Source organism: Rhizobium herbae (assembly GCF_019511375.1).
Classification (GTDB): domain Bacteria; phylum Pseudomonadota; class Alphaproteobacteria; order Rhizobiales; family Rhizobiaceae; genus Pararhizobium; species Pararhizobium herbae_A.
In genome coordinates this window covers 1-16,397 of the sequence record NZ_JAEUAO010000007.1, presented here as the reverse complement: position 1 = coordinate 16,397, position 16,397 = coordinate 1, and the positions used below count along the sequence as shown (strand labels likewise).

The window sequence follows — 16,397 nt, the reverse complement described above, 5'->3', positions numbered from 1 at the left end:
CGGCGCTCAGCCGATCACCACATCCAGCCCGATGTCCAGCGTCGGCGCCGCCATGGTGATCTTCGAGGTCGAGATGTAATCGACGCCGGTTTCGGCGATGGCGCGGATGGTCTGGAGATTGACGTTGCCGGACGCCTCGAGCTTCGTGCGGCGCGGATCGCTGGCATAGGCATCCCCCGACAGCTGCCAGTGGGCGGCGTTGACGGCAACGGCTTGGCGAAGCAGGTCCGGCCCCATATTGTCGAGCAGGATGACATCCGGACTGGCGGTCAGGGCCTCGCGCATCTGCCCCAGGCCATCGACCTCCACCTCGATCTTGACGAGATGGCCGCAATAGGCGCGGGCGGCGTTGACGGCGCTGGCGACACCGCCGGACACGGCGATGTGATTGTCCTTGATCAGGATCGCATCGTCGAGACCGTAGCGATGGTTGGAACCGCCGCCGAGACGCACGGCATATTTCTCGAGCGCCCGCAGGCCGGGAATGGTCTTGCGCGTACAGCAGACCTTGGCACGCGTATGAGCAATCTCGGAGGCGAATTTCGAGGTATACGTGGCGATACCGCAGAGATGCATGAGGAAATTCAAGGCGACGCGCTCGGCCGACAAAAGCCCGCGCGCAGGACCGGAGATGCGGGCAAGCACCGTGCCGGGATGAACCCGGTCGCCATCCGCGACCAGTGCCTCGAAGCGGATTGCCGGATCGATCAGCCGGAAGGCCGTGCGGGCCAGCTCCATGCCGGCTACCACGCCGTTTTCGCGGGCGTTCATTTCCGCGGTGGCGGTCCTGTCAGGCGCGATCGTCGCACAAGTGGTGATATCGCCGGCGCGGCCGAGATCTTCCAGGAGGGCGGCGCGTACATGCTCCTCGGCCATCAGGGCGGGCAGTTCGGGACGAAGGGCGGTCAGGGGCATGGCAAGATACTTTCGGTTCGGCTGTCTGTTTAGTCGGCCGGCTTTCCTCTTCTCCCCCGCGGGGAGAAGTGCCGAGCGAAGGCGAGGCGATGAGGGGGGCTCGGCGATCTCGGCGCCAGCAGCCCCCTCATCCGGCCCTTGCGGGCCACCTTCTCCCCGTTGGGGAGAAGAGGACTTCCACTACGCCGCCTCCGTCTCTGCCACGTCCGCGACGATGCTGTCGGCCTCCGCGAGCGTCAGGTACGTGCGGCGTTTCCATTCGGCGCGCGGCTCCGGGTGGTCCGAGCGATAGTGGCCGCCACGGCTTTCGCTGCGCTGGAGGGCGGCGACCGCCATCAGCTTGGCCGTGGTGAGGATGTTGCTGAAGCGCAGACGGGTATTCTGCCGCTCGAGATTGGCGATGGCGCGGATGGCGCGGGTCAGGCCCTCCTGGTCGCGGATGACACCGACATGATCGCTCATGATGTGGCGCAGCGCCGTCAGTGGAGGGCTGTCTTCCAGCGTCACCGGATCGTCGTTTTCGCCGGCATTGTTGCCCCAGTCGGTGATCTTCGGCTCCGGCAGCATGCCCTTAATGTTTTCGGCGATGCGGGCGGCGAAGACCACGGCTTCCAGCAGCGAGTTGGAGGCCAGCCGGTTGGCGCCGTGGACGCCGGTCGACGTCACCTCGCCAGCGGCCCAGAGACCATCGATCGAGGTGCGGCCCTCGGCGTCGGTCAGCACGCCGCCCATATGATAATGGACCGCCGGCACGACCGGGATCGGCTGGGTGACCGGGTCGATGCCGGCTGCCATGCAGGAGGCATAGACCGTCGGGAAGGCCTCGGGGAAATGCGCGCCGACAGCCTTGGTGCAATCGAGGAAGGCGCCGCGCTTCGCCTGCACCTCGGCGAACACCCCGCGCGAAACGATGTCGCGCGGCGCAAGCTCGCCGTCCGGATGGATGTCGAGCATGAAGCGGCGGCCGGCGGAGTTGATGAGATGAGCGCCGTCGCCGCGCAGGGCTTCAGTGGCGAGCGGTGCCGGGTCGCGGCCGATATTGATCGCCGTCGGATGGAACTGGACGAATTCCGGATCGGCGATGATGGCGCCGGCGCGTGCCGCCATGCCGACGCCCTGCCCGCAAGCCTCGGTCGGGTTGGTCGTGACCGAAAAAAGATGGCCGACGCCGCCCGAGCACAATACGACAGCGCGGGCCGGGAACGACACGCGCCTCTTCGACTGGCCGGCATCCGGACGGGCGACGACACCGGAGATGAAGCGGCCCTGGCGCACCAGTTCCTCGACGACATAACCCTCCAGCACGCGGATCGACGGCGTGTTGCGCACCGCCGCGATCAACGCCTCCATGATCGCCTTGCCGGCCATGTCGCCCTTGACGCGGACGATGCGGCGCTCGGAGTGGGCGGCCTCGCGTGACAGAAGCAGCTTGCCCTCCAGATCGCGGTCGAACGGCACCCCGTAGCCGAGCAAATCGTGAATGCGGGCGGGACCTTCCGCCACCATCAGCCGCGTCATCTTCTCGTCGACGATGCCGGCACCGGCGGTGAGCGTATCGGCGACATGCTTGTCGATGGTGTCGCCGAGCCCCATGGCCGCGGCGATGCCCCCTTGCGCCCAGGCGGAGGAGGCGCCGTGGCCAATCGGCGCGGCGGCGAGCACGGTGACGGGACGCGGGCTGAGCTTCAGCGCGCAGAAGAGGCCGGCAAGGCCACCGCCGACAATGACGATATCGTCGATGCCGTTGAAGGATTGTGGGCGAAAATGGTCGGTCAGCATAGGCTCAGACTCCCACGGTCGCGGACTGATCTCTCCCCTTGAGGGAAGATGTCACGAAGTGACAGAGGGGGGGCCTACGGTTAAGAGCAGCGCCAGACACACCCCCCTCTGCCCTGCCGGGCATCTCCCCCTCAAGGGGGGAGATTGCAAACCGAGAGCTCCCAGCTCCAAATCGATTGCCCTTGCTGTCTCGCATTTCGCCCCTCCCGGCGGTACCAAACTACTGCTTCAAGTTCACCATCCGCTCGACGGCGAGGCGGGCGCGGTCGGCGATCGCCGGATCGACAAGCACCTCCTCCGTCATGAAGAGCAGGCTGTCGAGGATCTTCGGCAGCGTGATGCGCTTCATGTGCGGACAGAGATTGCACGGCTTGATGAAATCGACGCCCTTGACCTCGGCCTGGATGTTCGAGGCCATCGAGCATTCGGTGACGAGCAAAACGCGGGCCGGACGCTTGTCCTTGACGTAGTTGATCATGCCCGACGTAGAGCCGGCGAAATCGCAGACGGCGATGACGTCCGGGTGGCATTCGGGATGGCCGATGATCTCAATCGACGGATCGGCCTCCTTGTAGGCCAGCAGTTCGGCCGCCGTGAAGCGCTCGTGCACCTCGCAATGGCCCTTCCAGGTGAGGATCTTCTTTTTCGTCTGCCTGGCGACGTTCATCGCCAGATATTCATCGGGAATGCAGAGCACCGTGTCGCTCTCCAGGCTCTCGACGACGGCGAGCACGTTGGACGAGGTGCAGCAGATATCGGTCTCGGCCTTCACGTCTGCGGACGTGTTGACATAGGTGACGACCGGCACGCCGGGATAGCGCTCCTTCAAGAGCCGGACATCCGCGCCGGTGATCGATTCCGACAGCGAGCAGCCGGCCCTGGCGTCGGGGATCAGTACGGTCTTTTCCGGATTGAGAAGCTTGGAGGTCTCAGCCATGAAGTGCACGCCGCACTGGATGATGATCTCGGCATCGACCTTGGTGGCGTCGCGCGCGAGCTGCAACGAGTCGCCGACGATATCGGCGACGCAGTGAAAGATGTCCGGCGTCTGGTAGTTATGGGCGAGGATGACGGCGCCGCGCTCCTTTTTCAGCCGGTTGATGGCGTGCACATAGGGCGCATAGACCGGCCACTCGAAAGCGGGAATGAACTGCTTCACGCGCTCGTAGAGATGCGCGGTTTCGCGGGCGATCTCAGGCGTGAAGGTCAGGTCCGGCTTTTCGATGATGCCAAAGCGCTCGGCGGCGGTCTGGAATGCGGCGGAATTCTGCAAGGACGCCTGGGTTTGCGCGATCGTCATCGGACTGCTCCTCTCGCCGCCCCTCCGGCGGCAATACCCATTTTGCTCAAATTGAGCATAACAGGATCAAAACAAAACCGGCAGTGCCGGTGGACGAGACTTAGAAAGTTTTGTGACAGTTTTCAAGAATGCCCTCCCGCTATTTTGCGGGAGGGCAATGAATTTGCGGGGTCGTCAGGCGATCGCCGGGCGGGCAACCGGCTTCTCCTCGATCGGCCAATGGACGATGGCGGCGAAGATGCCGAGCGCCACGCCGAGCCACCAGACCGGATCATAGGAGCCGAAGCGGTCATAGAGATAACCGCCCATCCAGACGCCGAGGAACGAGCCAACCTGGTGCGACAGGAAGACGATACCGCCGAGCAGGCCGAGATGCCCGGTGCCGAACATGATGGCAACGAGGCCATTGGTCGGCGGCACGGTCGACAGCCACAGGAGGCCCATGACCACAGCGAAGATGATGACCGACGCCGGCGACTGCGGCAGGAGCAGGAAGAGAGAAACGGCAATCGAGCGGCCGAGATAGATCAGCGCCAGGAAATAGGGTTTCGAATAGTGCTGGCCGATGATGCCGGCCGACAGCGAACCGATGATGTTGAAGAAGCCGATCAGCGCCAGCGCGATCACCGCATAGCGCGCATCGATGCCGATATCACCGATATAGGCGGGGAAATGCGCGGTGATGAAGGCCACCTGATAGCCGCAGACGAAGAAGCCTGAAACGAGCAGAAGATAGCTCTTGTGGCCAAGCGCCTCCTTCAGCGCCTCGCCGATCGACTGCTTGTAGAGCGTTTCCTTCTGCGTTCCGGACGAGGAATTGCCGCGCAAGGGAATGGCGAACAGCGGCACGAGCAGCATGATGAGGCCGAGATAAACGAGACTGTCCGACCAGCCATAGGCGGAGATCAGCCCCTGGCTCAAGGGCGCGAACAGGAACATGCCGGCCGAGCCCGCCGCCGTACCGATGCCGAAGGCCATGGAGCGCTGGTGCGGCGTGACATTGCGGGCGAAGGCCGACAGCACCGTGCCGAAAGAGCCGGCGCCGACCGCCAGGCCCACCAGCACGCCGCCGCCGATGTGCAAGGTGGCGGGCGAGCCGCCGAACGACATCAGGAACAGTCCGGCGGCATAGAGAAGCCCCGAAATGGCCAGCACCCGCCAGGTGCCGAACTTGTCGGCGATGGCACCGAAAAAGGGCTGGCTGAGGCCCCAGCAGAGGTTCTGCAGTGCCATGGCAAGGCCAAAGGTGGTGCGGTCCCATCCGGTATCGGTCAGCATCGGCAACTGGAAAAAGCCCATGGCCGAACGCGGTCCGAAGGTGAGCAAGGCGACGATCGAACCGGCAGCGATGATCAACCAGGGAAAATTGGGCCTGGCGGCGTGTACCTGCACGGCGGATTGGGAAATGGCGGACATGGGCAACTCCGGATTGTCGAGGCGACAAGCTACCGTTCATGAAGGCCCAAAAAAAGCGAAATAAAATGACCTTGCGATCAACCAAATTGATGGATGGCCGGAAGGCGCCCGGCACAGCAGGCCGTTTTTCGTTTCTGAAAAACCTCTTCCGCTCCATTGCGTTTCCCGACCGGAAGATGGCTGATAGCCTCGCCGAAAATATGGAGGTCATTATGCTGACAAAAACCAGACCAACGGACATCACCCTCTGGGACGGACGGGCGATCCCGCGGCTAGGCATGGGCTGCTGGGCGATCGGCGGGCCGTTTTATGCCGGCGACGTGCCGCTCGGCTGGGGCGATGTGGAGGATGCGGAATCGATGCGGGCGATCCACCGGGCCATCGAGCTCGGCATTTGCTTCGTCGACACGGCGTCGAACTACGGTGCCGGCCACTCGGAGGAAGTGCTGGGAAAGGCGCTGGTCGGGCATCCCGACATCGTCGTTGCGACGAAATTCGGCTTTGCAACGGACTATGCGACGAAGCAGGCAACCGGCGCGTTCGCCTCGCCGGATTTCATCCGTGCATCGCTGGAAACGTCGCTCATGCGGCTGAAGCGCGAGCGGATCGACCTCCTGCAATTCCATCTCAACGAATTCGATGCCGTCGAGGCCGATGAAGTCTTCGATACGCTCGACGCCCTGCGCGCCGAAGGCAAGATCGCCGCCTATGGCTGGAGCACGGATTGGCCGCAACGCGCCGCCCGCTTCGCCAAACGCGAAGGCTTCGTTTCCGTCCAGCACACGATGAACGTGTTCGAACCCGTCCCCGAAATGATCGCGCTGATCGAGAGGGAGAATCTCATCTCCATCAATCGCGGCCCGCTGGCGATGGGGCTGCTCTCGGGCAAGTTCAAACCGGGCGACAGGCTGGCGGCAAACGACGTGCGCAGCGCCGATCTCGACTGGCTGAAATATTTCCGCGACGGCGCCGTCGATCCGGATTTTTCCAGACGGCTCGATTCGATCCGCGAACTGCTGCGTTCGGACGGGCGGACGCTGACGCAGGGTGCGCTCGCGTGGCTGTGGGCTCGTTCTGCCAACACCCTGCCGATTCCGGGTTTTCGGACGGTGGCCCAAGTGGAGGAAAACGCCGGGGCGCTGGAGAAAGGGCCGCTGTCGTCTTCCATCATGGAGGCGATCGACCAGGCCCTGGAACGAGGGTGATGCCCAAAGGCTCGCGGATCACGCCCTGATCTTCATCGGCCAACGTTCTTGCCGCGCCTTCACGACGCGCATCTCGTCGCCGAGGCTGAGGGTCCCCTCGCCGCGCGGCACGGCATTCCAGCCGAACAGGACGCCCGGCACACGGCGGTCGGCCGACATGCGCTTTTCGGCAAGCCCCTGGATCGGATTGCCGCCGATGCGCTCGCCGGTCACCTGATCCTGCGTCGTCATGATGCAGCGGGCGCAGGGCTTGACGAGATCAAAGACGATGCCGCCGATCTCGACACTTTCCCACAGGTCTTCCTCCCAGGGCTCGTCATTGTCGATGAGGATATTGGTGCGGAAGCGATCCATGCCGACCGGCTCCTGGCCCTTGGAAATCAGCGAGAGATTGAGATCGGCAAGCGACGCTGTCGTGGTGATCAGCACCTGATAGCCGTCGGCAAAGCTCATCGGGCTCTCGGGCCCTGCCCATTCCGGACTGGCAAAGCGGCTGGCGACGGCATCGATATGGACGAGCTTGACCGGCCGGCCGAACCAGCCCGACAGCGTCGCATTGGCATGATCGGCGGCGACGGCCGCATCGACGTCACTCGACCAGACGCGGACATTCATTCGCCGTTCGGGATCGAACGATACCGTGACGTTGCGGCTTCCCATTTTCAGATGAATGCCGCCCGCGACATGAGTCGCCTCGACCTGTGCCAGAATCTGCAATTCCCTCTGGGTGATGAACTTGCCATCGGGATCGACCAGCATGAAGCGACGATCGCCGGCAAACCCGTCCGGATGGACGGAGACGGAGGTCCGCGCGATGGCGCGGCCGCTTTTCAGCGGATGAATGTTGAGCCCCGTCACCTTCATGTCGTTAATCCCCTGCCGTTCAGAGTGTGATTCAAGTCCATCGCAGACTGATTCCGCCGATGGCAGCAAGTCCTTGTCTTCACTAGATTTCCTCGATCAGCATGCCAAGCACGGCGCGCAGCCTTTCCTGCCGTTGCCGGGCAAGCGCCCTGCCTGCTGCGGTCTGGAAACCGTCCGTCAGCTTGAACAGCTTCGTCTCGAAATGGTCAATGGCATAGGCTTTGTCATCGAGCGGCCGGTCTTCTGCCAGAGGGTCGAGCGGATCGTAGAGACCGCTGCCCATGCGCCCGGCAATGTAGAAGCAGCGGGCCGCGCCGATCATGCCGATCGCATCGAGCCGATCCGCATCCTGCAGGATTTTTGCCTCCAGACTTTCCGGCGGAATGTTGGCGGAGAAACTGTGCGTGAGGATCGCATGGGCGACGGCGGTAATCTCTGCGGTGCGCCAGCCGAGCTCATCGAGCAGTTCGAAGGCCCTTTCGGCGGCGAGGCGCGACGCCTGGGCGCGCACGGGCGAATTCTTCTCGACCGAGACGCAATCATGCAAAAGCACGGCAGCGGCAAGGATGCGAAGGTCGCCACCTTCGGCTCCATGGATACGCCTCGCGTTCTTCCACACGCGGATCAGATGCGCGGTATCGTGCGAGCCGTCGTTGCCGGAAACCGCGTGCGGCAGCAGCCGTTCGGCAAGAGCTTCGTGGGGGGCGAATGCAGCAGCAAGCGAAGGCAGGTGGCTCATACAAAATCCATCCGAAGGCAGACAGTCCTGAAACGGTCAGGCTGTTTGGCCCGGTTCCGCCTCGATGTCCACCGGCTTTTGCGGTTCGGGCGGAGCATTCGCCCCGCCGGACAGGATCTTCTGGTAGAACAGGCCGATGCCGATCAGCACGCCGCCAAGGCCGATGAACGACAGCGCCCGCAGGAAGCCTTCGAGATTGGCCATGTCGATCAGGAAGACCTTCAGCACGGCGACAAAGACGAGCACGGCCGAGGCGACGCGGATGCTCTTGGCGTTGAACCGCGACCCGAGCACCAGAAGCAGAACGCCGAGAACCAGCCAGACGACGGAATAGGTGTAGGTCTCGCCCTGCTGGAATCCTTTCCAGTCTGCGATGCTTTCACCCTGCCAGAAGCGGCGCACGGACAGCGTTGCCCAGGCGAAGGCGAGGATCGCCCCGGTGACGGCAACAGCGGCGACGTAAGGAAGGGGCCGCTTGCCGCGGGCATACCAGGCAAGGCCGGCATAGCCGAGCCCCGGCAACAGATAACCGATCAGGAGCAGGTCGAAGAACGGCACGGGGCCGAGCAGTTCGCCGCTGAAATAGGGGTTGAGGCCAAGCAGATGCGCTCCGAGGATCGACAGCATCGACAGGACGCCAACCGCCATGCTGCCGTAGCGGAAGACATGGCTCGGCGACTTCACGTCGAGCGTCATCAGAATGCCGGAGGCGCCGATCGCAAGCAGCGTGTAGATCGACTGTTCGCCGAGCGTCGGCACCGAACTGTCGAGGACGCCGCCGTTCATGGCGTGGCGCACGAGAATCGCGACCGTCAGCAGGGCAAACAGGCTCGCCAATGCCTGCAGGAGGTTGCGGGCGCGCAGGTCAGGCCAATTCCTGAGCTCGAAAGCGGACAGTACGAGAAGCAGCGCCGGAATGCCGTAGCCGGCGAGCAGCGCGTTGAAGACCGGCGTCGTGCCGAGATCTTGCGCCCCAACGATGGTCGGTTCCCAGGCGATGCGGGCAAGCACCACGATCGCGGCGCCCACCATCATCCACGGCAGCGCCGGCCAGGTGCGCAGGCGTGTTGCCGCGACATAGGCCGCGCCCAGCACGGCAATCAGGATCGTGGTTGCAAGACCATCCGTCAGCGCATGCAGCGCAATGACGAACAGCCCGAGCGAGCCGGCGACCAGAAACAATTGAGGCAGCGCGATCGCTTCCTTTTGTCCATCCCGACGCGGAAGCCATTCGGCAAGACCGAGCAGGACAAGGCCCGCGGCCAGCGCAAACAATCCGTGCGGCAGGTCGAAGGTCAGGTTACCGGTCATCAGTAGCGACATGCCGATGAGCGCGAAGGGCACGATCGCCGCGATCGCCGCCCATATGGTCGCCAGAGGCGGACGGTCGTTCAGATGCAGATGGTTTGCCAGGGCTCCAAGCGCGATGAAGACGGAAGAGAGCACCATGCTGGCGAGCATTGCCGTTCTTCCGGACACGGCAAGGGTCGTGATGGTCCCGGGAAAGGCCGGATCGACAAACGTCAGGAGACCGCTCGACGCCGTCATACTCCACAAGCCGACGATTGCCGTGAAGGCGGCAAGCACCGCAGGATAGAGGGCATAGCTGCGCCAAGCGCCCAGCCCCGCAAGAGCGGCAACGACGACGCAGAACTCCGTGACGGGGTAGCCGGACGCGGTGACGAGAGGACTGATCATGGCGAGCACAGTCAGCAGAGCGGCGATGCCCGCCGTCACCGTGATAGCGCCAAGGGGCGGCGCTATCATTCGGTCCCACGCGCGTGACGGCGCCGCCGGTTGATCATCCGCAACCTCCGGCAGATCGGCGGGAGCATCATCACCGGTCGCGCCCGGCCAGACAAATCCGACACCGGCGATCATCACCAGCATGACCAGTGTTACCGGCAGCGTCTCGAACGGCGTGGCCGAAGCGATATAGGCGAGCGCCCAGAGGCAAAGCCCGATATTGGCGAACGCGGGTACGACGATCCAGCGCCGGACGCGCGCGGCCAGCAGCGTTGCGCCCCAGGCGATCGCCAGGAAGCCGAACAGGCTCCATGGGCTCGGGCTTTCGGTGGACACCAGTGCGGGGGTGACGAGCGAAGCGAACAATCCAAGCCCCGCCAGCGTCTGTCCGTGCAGCAAGGAAAGGCCGACTGTTGCAAGCGACACCAGCGCCAGCAGTACGAAAGCCGCGACCGGGCCGATGAACCCGTAAATGCCGTGGGCGGCATAGCAGACGCCGAAGAGTGTCACCGCCCCTGCCGCCGTCAGGATGCCGGGGATCATCGCGTTCTGGAACGTGTCGGCGACCAGCGGCACGGCGCGGCGGCGGACGAACTCGCCGATGGCCATCAGCACGAGACCGAAGAGGGCCGCCATGAACAGCCGCACCGCCGGGCTGATCAGGCCCGCGTCGATCGAATATTTGACCATGAAGATACCGCCAAGCGCCAGCGCGATGCCGCCGACCCAGACGGCCCAGCGTGCGCCAAGGCGGCTTTCGAGACTTTCCTTCGGCCGTGGTGTGACTGAATCGACTACGGATGCTTGCGGGGCTGCCGCCACGACCGGCTCGCCGCGCGACGCTCTTTCCACCGCATCCTGGCTGGGCGGTGGGCCGCCGAAGATCGCGTCACCCTTGCTGATCTCGGCGAGGCGCTTGCGCTCCACGGTCGCAGGCTCGGCCGGTTGCGGGGTGTCTTCGACCGTCTCGGCTGGCGCAGCAGCCTCGGCTTCGATCGCGGCGGAAACAGCCGGCCGCAACTCCTCGATCCGCTTCAACTCTTCCTTGAGTGCCGCGATCTCGGTCTCCAGCCGCTCGGCTGTCTTGCGTGCGTTGAGAAGCGCTGCCAACGCGATGCCAAAGGCAACGAAAGCAATGACTTCGATCATGTTGTCTCCTCAAGGCGGGTCGCCGCGCAACGCCACGACCATACAGCTTTTCGGGCGCAGTCCAAATCGAAGACGGCTGAGGAAGACAATCTCTTCACCGGAGTGTCGCAAACCTGTCATTATCCGGCGGCTATGCATGTTTCGATGCGCCTCTGCGCAGTTTCCGGACAAAGGAGATTGATCATGGATCACGTTGCTGCCCCCGCCCCCGAAATCGAGACGCTGACCGACCGGCGCGAAGCGCTCGAAGACATCGGCCGGAACTGTTCCTCCAACCCGACCATGGGCGACATCATCAACCGCCGCTTTTCGCGCCGGTCGTTCATGGCCGGTTCGCTCGCCGTGGCCGCCATCAGCACCACTGTCAGCCCGCTCGCGATCCTGACGGCAGAGGACGCGCGCGCCAATGGCAGCAACCTGTCCAGCTTCAATTTCACCGAAGTCGAAGCCGGCGTCGACGAGACCCATCATGTCGCCGAAGGTTATGACGCTGATATCCTCCTGCGCTGGGGCGACAAGCTGTTTGCCGACAGCCCGGATTTCGATCCCATGAACCAGACGGCCGCAGCGCAGGAAAAGCTGTTCGGCTACAACAACGACTATATCGGCTTCATTCCGCTCGACGGCAATCCGGATCACGGCCTGCTGGTCGTCAACCACGAATATACCAATGCGGAAATCATGTTTCCGAAGTTCGCCTCCGTGGTGAAGGAAACCAAGGACGGGAAGGAGGAAGAAAAGGTCAAGCTCGGCGAATACACCAAGGAGCTCGTCGATATCGAAATGGCGGCCCACGGCGGCACGATTGTCGAAATTCGCAAAGTCGACGGCAAGTGGCAGCCGGTGCTCGACGGCAAGTACAATCGCCGCATCACGGCCAAGACCGAGATGCAGCTTTCCGGTCCCGTCGCCGGCCATGAGCGGGTAAAGACGCCATCCGACCCGACCGGCAAGCAGGTCTTCGGCACCATCAACAACTGTGCCGGCGGTGTCACCGCCTGGGGCACCTATCTGATGGCGGAGGAGAACTTCAACGGCTATTTCGGCGGCGAGATCGCCGAGGACCATCCGGAGTTCAAGCAGTTGAAGCGGCTCGGCGCGCCGGGCGGCAATTATGAATGGTCGAAATTCTACGACCGCTTTGATGTCTCCAAGGAGCCGACCGAAGCCAACCGCTTCGGCTGGATCGTCGAAGTCGACGTGATGGACCCGAACTCGGTGCCTAAGAAGCGCACCGCAATCGGCCGCTTCAAGCACGAGGGCTGCGAATCGGTCGTCAACAAGGACGGCCGGGTGGTGCTCTACTCCGGCGACGACGAGCGGTTCGACTATGTCTACAAGTTCGTGACCAAGGCGGCCTTCAACCCGAACGACCGCGCCGCCAACAGGGACATTCTCGACGAGGGCACGCTCTATGTCGCGAAGTTCGAGGCCGACGGCACCGTCGAGTGGATGCCGCTCGTCCATGGCGAAGGTCCGCTGACGGAAGCGAACGGCTTTGCCTCGCAGGCCGACGTTCTGATCAACACGCGTCTTGCCTCCGACGCGCTCGGCGCCACCAAGATGGACCGGCCGGAAGACATCCAGCCGAACCCGAAGACCGGCAAGGTCTATGTGATGCTGACCAACAATACCAAGCGCAAGGCAGACCAGGTCGACGCCGCCAATCCGCGCGCCGAAAACGCCTTCGGTCACATCGTCGAGATCACCGAGACCGACGGCGACTATGCTTCGACCAAGTCGACGTGGGACATTCTCTTGAAGTGCGGCGATCCGTCCGTGGCTGAAGTCGGCGCATCCTTCTCGACGGCAACGACGAAGAATGGCTGGTTCGGCATGCCGGACAACTGCGCCATCGATGCCGACGGCCGCCTCTGGGTCGCGACCGACGGCAACAACGAGAAGGATACGGGCCGCACCGACGGCATCTGGGCCGTCGATACCGAGGGTGAGGCCCGCGGCACGTCGAAGCTGTTCTTCCGCGTACCGGTCGGCGCCGAAATGTGTGGACCAAGCTTCAACCCGACATCCGACACGTTCTTCGTCGCCGTCCAGCATCCGGGCGATGCCGGGCTTGCGACGTTCGAAGCTCCGGCAACGCGCTGGCCGGACTTCAAGGACGACATGCCGGTGCGTCCCGCCGTCCTCACGATCACCAAACAGGGTGGCGGCAAAATCGGCTAACGCTTCGCTCAATAGAGAAATGGCGCCGCGGACGCGGCGCCATTTCTATTCCATCCCGGTCTCAGCGCTTCCAGACGCCGCCCCATCTGGAGCAGTTCGCCCCCCACGCTGTTCGATGACGAGACAAGACGGCGGGGGCGCACGGTCACCGCATCGTGCTTGTCGATCAGACTTTCCCAAATTTGCCTATGTGTGTGCGACGGGGTCCTGCTTCATCAGCGCCTTAAGGGCGGCCTGCACGAAACCGTCCCGGGCCGCCGAAAGGACAATGCCACGCGGTTCATAGACGTGGCGATGCAGAAAGAATGCCGTCATCCGGAAGGCCGCGAGCAGGCTGTCATAGTCGGCGGCGCCACCTTCGACAAGAAAGGCGGGCAGCGCCAACATCTTGTCGGCATAGGGCGCACCCGCCGCGCGGCTGACGGCGCGGCCGGATTTCGGCGAGACGTAAGCAAGATCGGCGCGAGCGCCGGTCGCAACACATTCCGCCAGATCAAGGCCAAAGCCGAGATCGTTGAGCACGGCGATCTCGAAGCGGACGAACAGTTCGCCGGCGTCGCGCGGATCGTGCAGGTTCTCCAGAATGACATCGAGCGCCTCATATAGATGCGGATGCGGATCGCGTTCGGGCAGCAACCGCAGCAACGCGCCCATCGCCTGCACGCCGTAGACAGACGTCGCCGCTTCCATCAGCCGCGCCGCACGCAGGTGCACCGGCTCGATGCGGAATTCGCCGAGATGCTCGTCCAGCCGCGCCCGCCAGGTGACCTCGACCTCGTTTCCAGGCTGCAGTACCGGCTGCATCGCCCGCGAGCGGCCACCTCGCACAAGCCCGAGATGACGCCCATGCGCGCGCGTCATCACCTCGGCAATGACGGAGGCCTCGCCATGCCGCTTGACGCCGATGATGATCGCCTGGTCGCTCCATTGCATCGGATTGTTCTACCCCCGGCGACCTGTGAAAACAACGGCCGAAGCCATGCGGGTGATCTCAACATCCGCGCCGCGGCAGCCAGCCCTATCTGGTTGTGAACGCGCCACGTTATGCTCGCATTCGTGTACTACCCCATCGCGGAGAGTGGCGACCGCCTTTGCGTTTGGAACGAGAATACTGAAGTATTTTGCCGCGGTCGATCTGTGACCGGTTTTACCGAGCAAATTTAGCCACGTGCAGAAGCGCGGCGGCGCAATGGTTCAGGAATAAAGGAATGGTGACTATTTTCAATCGCCGAAGCGCCGGCCTTTCCTGTGCGGCTCTGCTGCTCGCATCAGCGATCGGCCTGTTCCAACACCTGGGCTACGCCAACGGGCGACGCTCCATCGACGCCAATGAGGCCGCATCACCGACCGGCGTGACGCCATTGCAGGCCGAGAGCTTCGATTATAATAGTGACGCATATGAGAACCAATCCGCCCGGAAAGCCTATTCGCTCGGCGTGCGACGCAGTTCCAACAACGACCTCGTCTTGCGCTTTGAAGTCCGGGCCGGCGAGCGCGCCGATTTCGACGGCGAAGACAGGAACCGCTCGGAGGCGACAAGCGGCATAAGGTTCCCAAAAGGCGAGGTCATATGGAACGCCTACCGCGTCAAGATCGCCAATGGTTTCTCCATTCCCAGTGACGAACGCTCATGGTTCATCGTCGGCCAGTGGCACGGCAGCAAGGATGACAAGCGTTCGCCCTATATCGCGGCCGAAGTGCAGGGCAAGGATCTGGTCTTCCTGCGGCGCTATCTTTCTGACGGTAAACCGGTCAGCAGCGAAATGTACCGGATGAAGGGCGTGCCGCGCGGCGAATGGCTGAACATCGTGATCGAACACAAGGTGTCCTCGACCAATGGACTTCTCAACGTCTGGCTAAACGGCCGGCAGGTGGTGAATTTCAAGGGCCCAGTGGGTTATTGGGACCATGACGAGGCCGGTTACTGGAAATTCGGCATCTACCGCAGCCGCGGCGACACGGATGCCGTGGTCGAGTATCGCGATGTCGTCACCACGACGGAGAACCTCGCTGAGCGCGCAATGACGGCCAACTGAGCATCTGGCCTCAAGTTGGACCGCCAGCGTGCGCCCGGCGCATCTCAAGAATTCGCTTCGCGCAGCAAATCGAGGAACACGTCGCGCGCCGGTTTGCTGAGAGGACCAAGCCGGCAACGTGCCGCCTTGTCGCGCCTTTCGCACATTTCGTTGAAGGCGCGGATGGTGGCCGCGGTCAACACACCGTTCAGTTTGTCCTTGTAGTCGCCGGTCCGCTTGAGTTCGCTTTGAAGAATGTAGACGTAGGCGTTGCCGTTGGCGCTGACGAGGCGCCCGACCAGGTTGACGCGTGCTGCCTGCGCCAAACCCGCAATCTTCTCCGCGAAAGCTGCATATTGGCCAACAGAACCGGCAGCAGCGCCCTCGACGAACAGTTCTTCGCCTTGGCGTTGGTCCTGCGGCATCAGGCTTGCGAAGCTTGCAAGAGTGGTCCTCGCCAGAGAAATATTCTTCGCAACGTCCTTGCCTCGCCCCTGGGCATAAAGCTGGACAAGCGTTGACGCCGCATTGGCGTCTCCCGCAACGCTCGCCTTCCTGAGGATTTCAATGGCGCGCTCGGGGTTCTTCGGAACGCCCACCCCGCCCAGCACCGCGTTGGCGAGAACGGAAGAGATGCCGGGAGCACCTTCCGCCTGTCCCTTCAGAATGAGATCGTGCGCTTGTCTTTGCTGGGATTGGGTACCGCCAAGAAGAGCGCTTGCAGCACTTGCCAAACCGGACTTTCTGCCCGCGCGATAGGCGTCCTGATACAGATCAGCCGCTTTGGAAACGTCCCGGGGAAGCACAAGACCATCACGATAAAGGCTGGCGAGGCCGATCATTGCGCCGGCATCGCCAGCCTCAACGCCCTGCCGGTAATAGCCGACGGCTTTCGCGGGATCGAGGCCGACCTCGTCTCCCCTGAGATAGAGCGCCGCCAGCGCCGACACCGCCCAACTGCCGCCGGCGGCGATGATCTCCTCATAGAGCGCAACAGCCTTCGGAATATCGCGACCGACCAGCACGCCTTCGGCATAGAGCGCGGCCATGCCTGCCTTGGCCCCGGCATCGCCACCCTGAACGCC

At 63.3% G+C, this 16,397-nt stretch carries 12 protein-coding genes; 3 read left to right on the top strand and 9 right to left on the bottom strand.

Annotation, left to right across the window (positions count from 1 at the left end; translation table 11 throughout):
• Positions 1 to 6: 6 nt before the first annotated feature.
• The 4 genes from nadC to JNB71_RS22230 all read right to left on the bottom strand — a co-directional run bounded on the left by nadC (position 7) and on the right by JNB71_RS22230 (position 5,410).
• Positions 7 to 909, bottom strand: coding sequence for a carboxylating nicotinate-nucleotide diphosphorylase (gene nadC, locus JNB71_RS22245; RefSeq protein WP_220374202.1), 903 nt, complete (start codon positions 907 to 909; stop codon positions 7 to 9).
• Between the two features lie 186 nt (positions 910 to 1,095).
• Positions 1,096 to 2,694: an L-aspartate oxidase gene (locus JNB71_RS22240; RefSeq protein ID WP_220373975.1), complete on the bottom strand. Its 1,599-nt coding sequence runs from the start codon at positions 2,692 to 2,694 to the stop codon at positions 1,096 to 1,098.
• A gap of 220 nt (positions 2,695 to 2,914) precedes the next feature.
• On the bottom strand, positions 2,915 to 3,994 hold the full coding sequence (nadA, locus tag JNB71_RS22235; RefSeq protein WP_220373974.1) for a quinolinate synthase NadA: 1,080 nt from the start codon (positions 3,992 to 3,994) through the stop codon (positions 2,915 to 2,917).
• Between the two features lie 174 nt (positions 3,995 to 4,168).
• Positions 4,169 to 5,410, bottom strand: coding sequence for an MFS transporter (locus tag JNB71_RS22230; protein WP_220373973.1), 1,242 nt, complete (start codon positions 5,408 to 5,410; stop codon positions 4,169 to 4,171).
• Between the two features lie 212 nt (positions 5,411 to 5,622).
• Between JNB71_RS22230 and JNB71_RS22225 the strand changes: the two genes are divergently transcribed.
• Entirely contained in the window at positions 5,623 to 6,615 is a 993-nt protein-coding gene (locus JNB71_RS22225; protein WP_220373972.1) for an aldo/keto reductase, read from the top strand.
• Between the two features lie 18 nt (positions 6,616 to 6,633).
• On the opposite strand, the gene JNB71_RS22220 is transcribed toward JNB71_RS22225, so the two are convergent.
• The 3 genes from JNB71_RS22220 to JNB71_RS22210 all read right to left on the bottom strand — a co-directional run bounded on the left by JNB71_RS22220 (position 6,634) and on the right by JNB71_RS22210 (position 11,113).
• Positions 6,634 to 7,479: an MOSC domain-containing protein gene (locus tag JNB71_RS22220; protein ID WP_220373971.1), complete on the bottom strand. Its 846-nt coding sequence runs from the start codon at positions 7,477 to 7,479 to the stop codon at positions 6,634 to 6,636.
• A gap of 82 nt (positions 7,480 to 7,561) precedes the next feature.
• Positions 7,562 to 8,218 carry an HD domain-containing protein gene (locus tag JNB71_RS22215; protein WP_220373970.1) on the bottom strand — a complete coding sequence of 219 codons (657 nt, stop codon included), beginning with the start codon at positions 8,216 to 8,218 and terminating at the stop codon, positions 7,562 to 7,564.
• A gap of 36 nt (positions 8,219 to 8,254) precedes the next feature.
• Complete coding sequence (locus tag JNB71_RS22210) at positions 8,255 to 11,113, bottom strand: DUF2339 domain-containing protein (RefSeq protein WP_220373969.1); 2,859 nt, start codon at positions 11,111 to 11,113, stop codon at positions 8,255 to 8,257.
• Between the two features lie 183 nt (positions 11,114 to 11,296).
• On the opposite strand from JNB71_RS22210, the gene JNB71_RS22205 reads away from it, so the two are divergent.
• Positions 11,297 to 13,297, top strand: coding sequence for a PhoX family protein (locus tag JNB71_RS22205; protein WP_220373968.1), 2,001 nt, complete (start codon positions 11,297 to 11,299; stop codon positions 13,295 to 13,297).
• A gap of 186 nt (positions 13,298 to 13,483) precedes the next feature.
• Here the strand turns inward: JNB71_RS22205 and recO are convergent, their stop codons facing one another.
• Positions 13,484 to 14,230, bottom strand: coding sequence for a DNA repair protein RecO (recO, locus tag JNB71_RS22200; RefSeq protein WP_220373967.1), 747 nt, complete (start codon positions 14,228 to 14,230; stop codon positions 13,484 to 13,486).
• 275 nt (positions 14,231 to 14,505) lie between these two features.
• On the opposite strand from recO, the gene JNB71_RS22195 reads away from it, so the two are divergent.
• Positions 14,506 to 15,333, top strand: a complete 828-nt coding sequence (locus JNB71_RS22195) for a heparin lyase I family protein (protein ID WP_220373966.1) — start codon at positions 14,506 to 14,508, stop codon at positions 15,331 to 15,333.
• Positions 15,334 to 15,377: 44 nt separating this feature from the next.
• Here the strand turns inward: JNB71_RS22195 and JNB71_RS22190 are convergent.
• A partial coding sequence (locus JNB71_RS22190) for a tetratricopeptide repeat protein (RefSeq protein ID WP_220373965.1) occupies positions 15,378 to 16,397 on the bottom strand: 1,020 nt, incomplete at its 5' end.

Excerpts from the sequence above, each read along its gene's own strand:
- JNB71_RS22240 (WP_220373975.1), bottom strand. The coding sequence starts at position 2,694 with ATGCTGACCGACCATTTTCGCCCACAATCCTTCAACGGCATCGACGAT.
- nadA (WP_220373974.1), bottom strand. The coding sequence starts at position 3,994 with ATGACGATCGCGCAAACCCAGGCGTCCTTGCAGAATTCCGCCGCATTC.
- JNB71_RS22230 (WP_220373973.1), bottom strand. The coding sequence starts at position 5,410 with ATGTCCGCCATTTCCCAATCCGCCGTGCAGGTACACGCCGCCAGGCCC.
- JNB71_RS22225 (WP_220373972.1), top strand. The coding sequence starts at position 5,623 with ATGCTGACAAAAACCAGACCAACGGACATCACCCTCTGGGACGGACGG.
- JNB71_RS22220 (WP_220373971.1), bottom strand. The coding sequence starts at position 7,479 with ATGAAGGTGACGGGGCTCAACATTCATCCGCTGAAAAGCGGCCGCGCC.
- JNB71_RS22215 (WP_220373970.1), bottom strand. The coding sequence starts at position 8,218 with ATGAGCCACCTGCCTTCGCTTGCTGCTGCATTCGCCCCCCACGAAGCT.
- JNB71_RS22210 (WP_220373969.1), bottom strand. The coding sequence starts at position 11,113 with ATGATCGAAGTCATTGCTTTCGTTGCCTTTGGCATCGCGTTGGCAGCG.
- JNB71_RS22205 (WP_220373968.1), top strand. The coding sequence starts at position 11,297 with ATGGATCACGTTGCTGCCCCCGCCCCCGAAATCGAGACGCTGACCGAC.
- recO (WP_220373967.1), bottom strand. The coding sequence starts at position 14,230 with ATGCAATGGAGCGACCAGGCGATCATCATCGGCGTCAAGCGGCATGGC.
- JNB71_RS22195 (WP_220373966.1), top strand. The coding sequence starts at position 14,506 with ATGGTGACTATTTTCAATCGCCGAAGCGCCGGCCTTTCCTGTGCGGCT.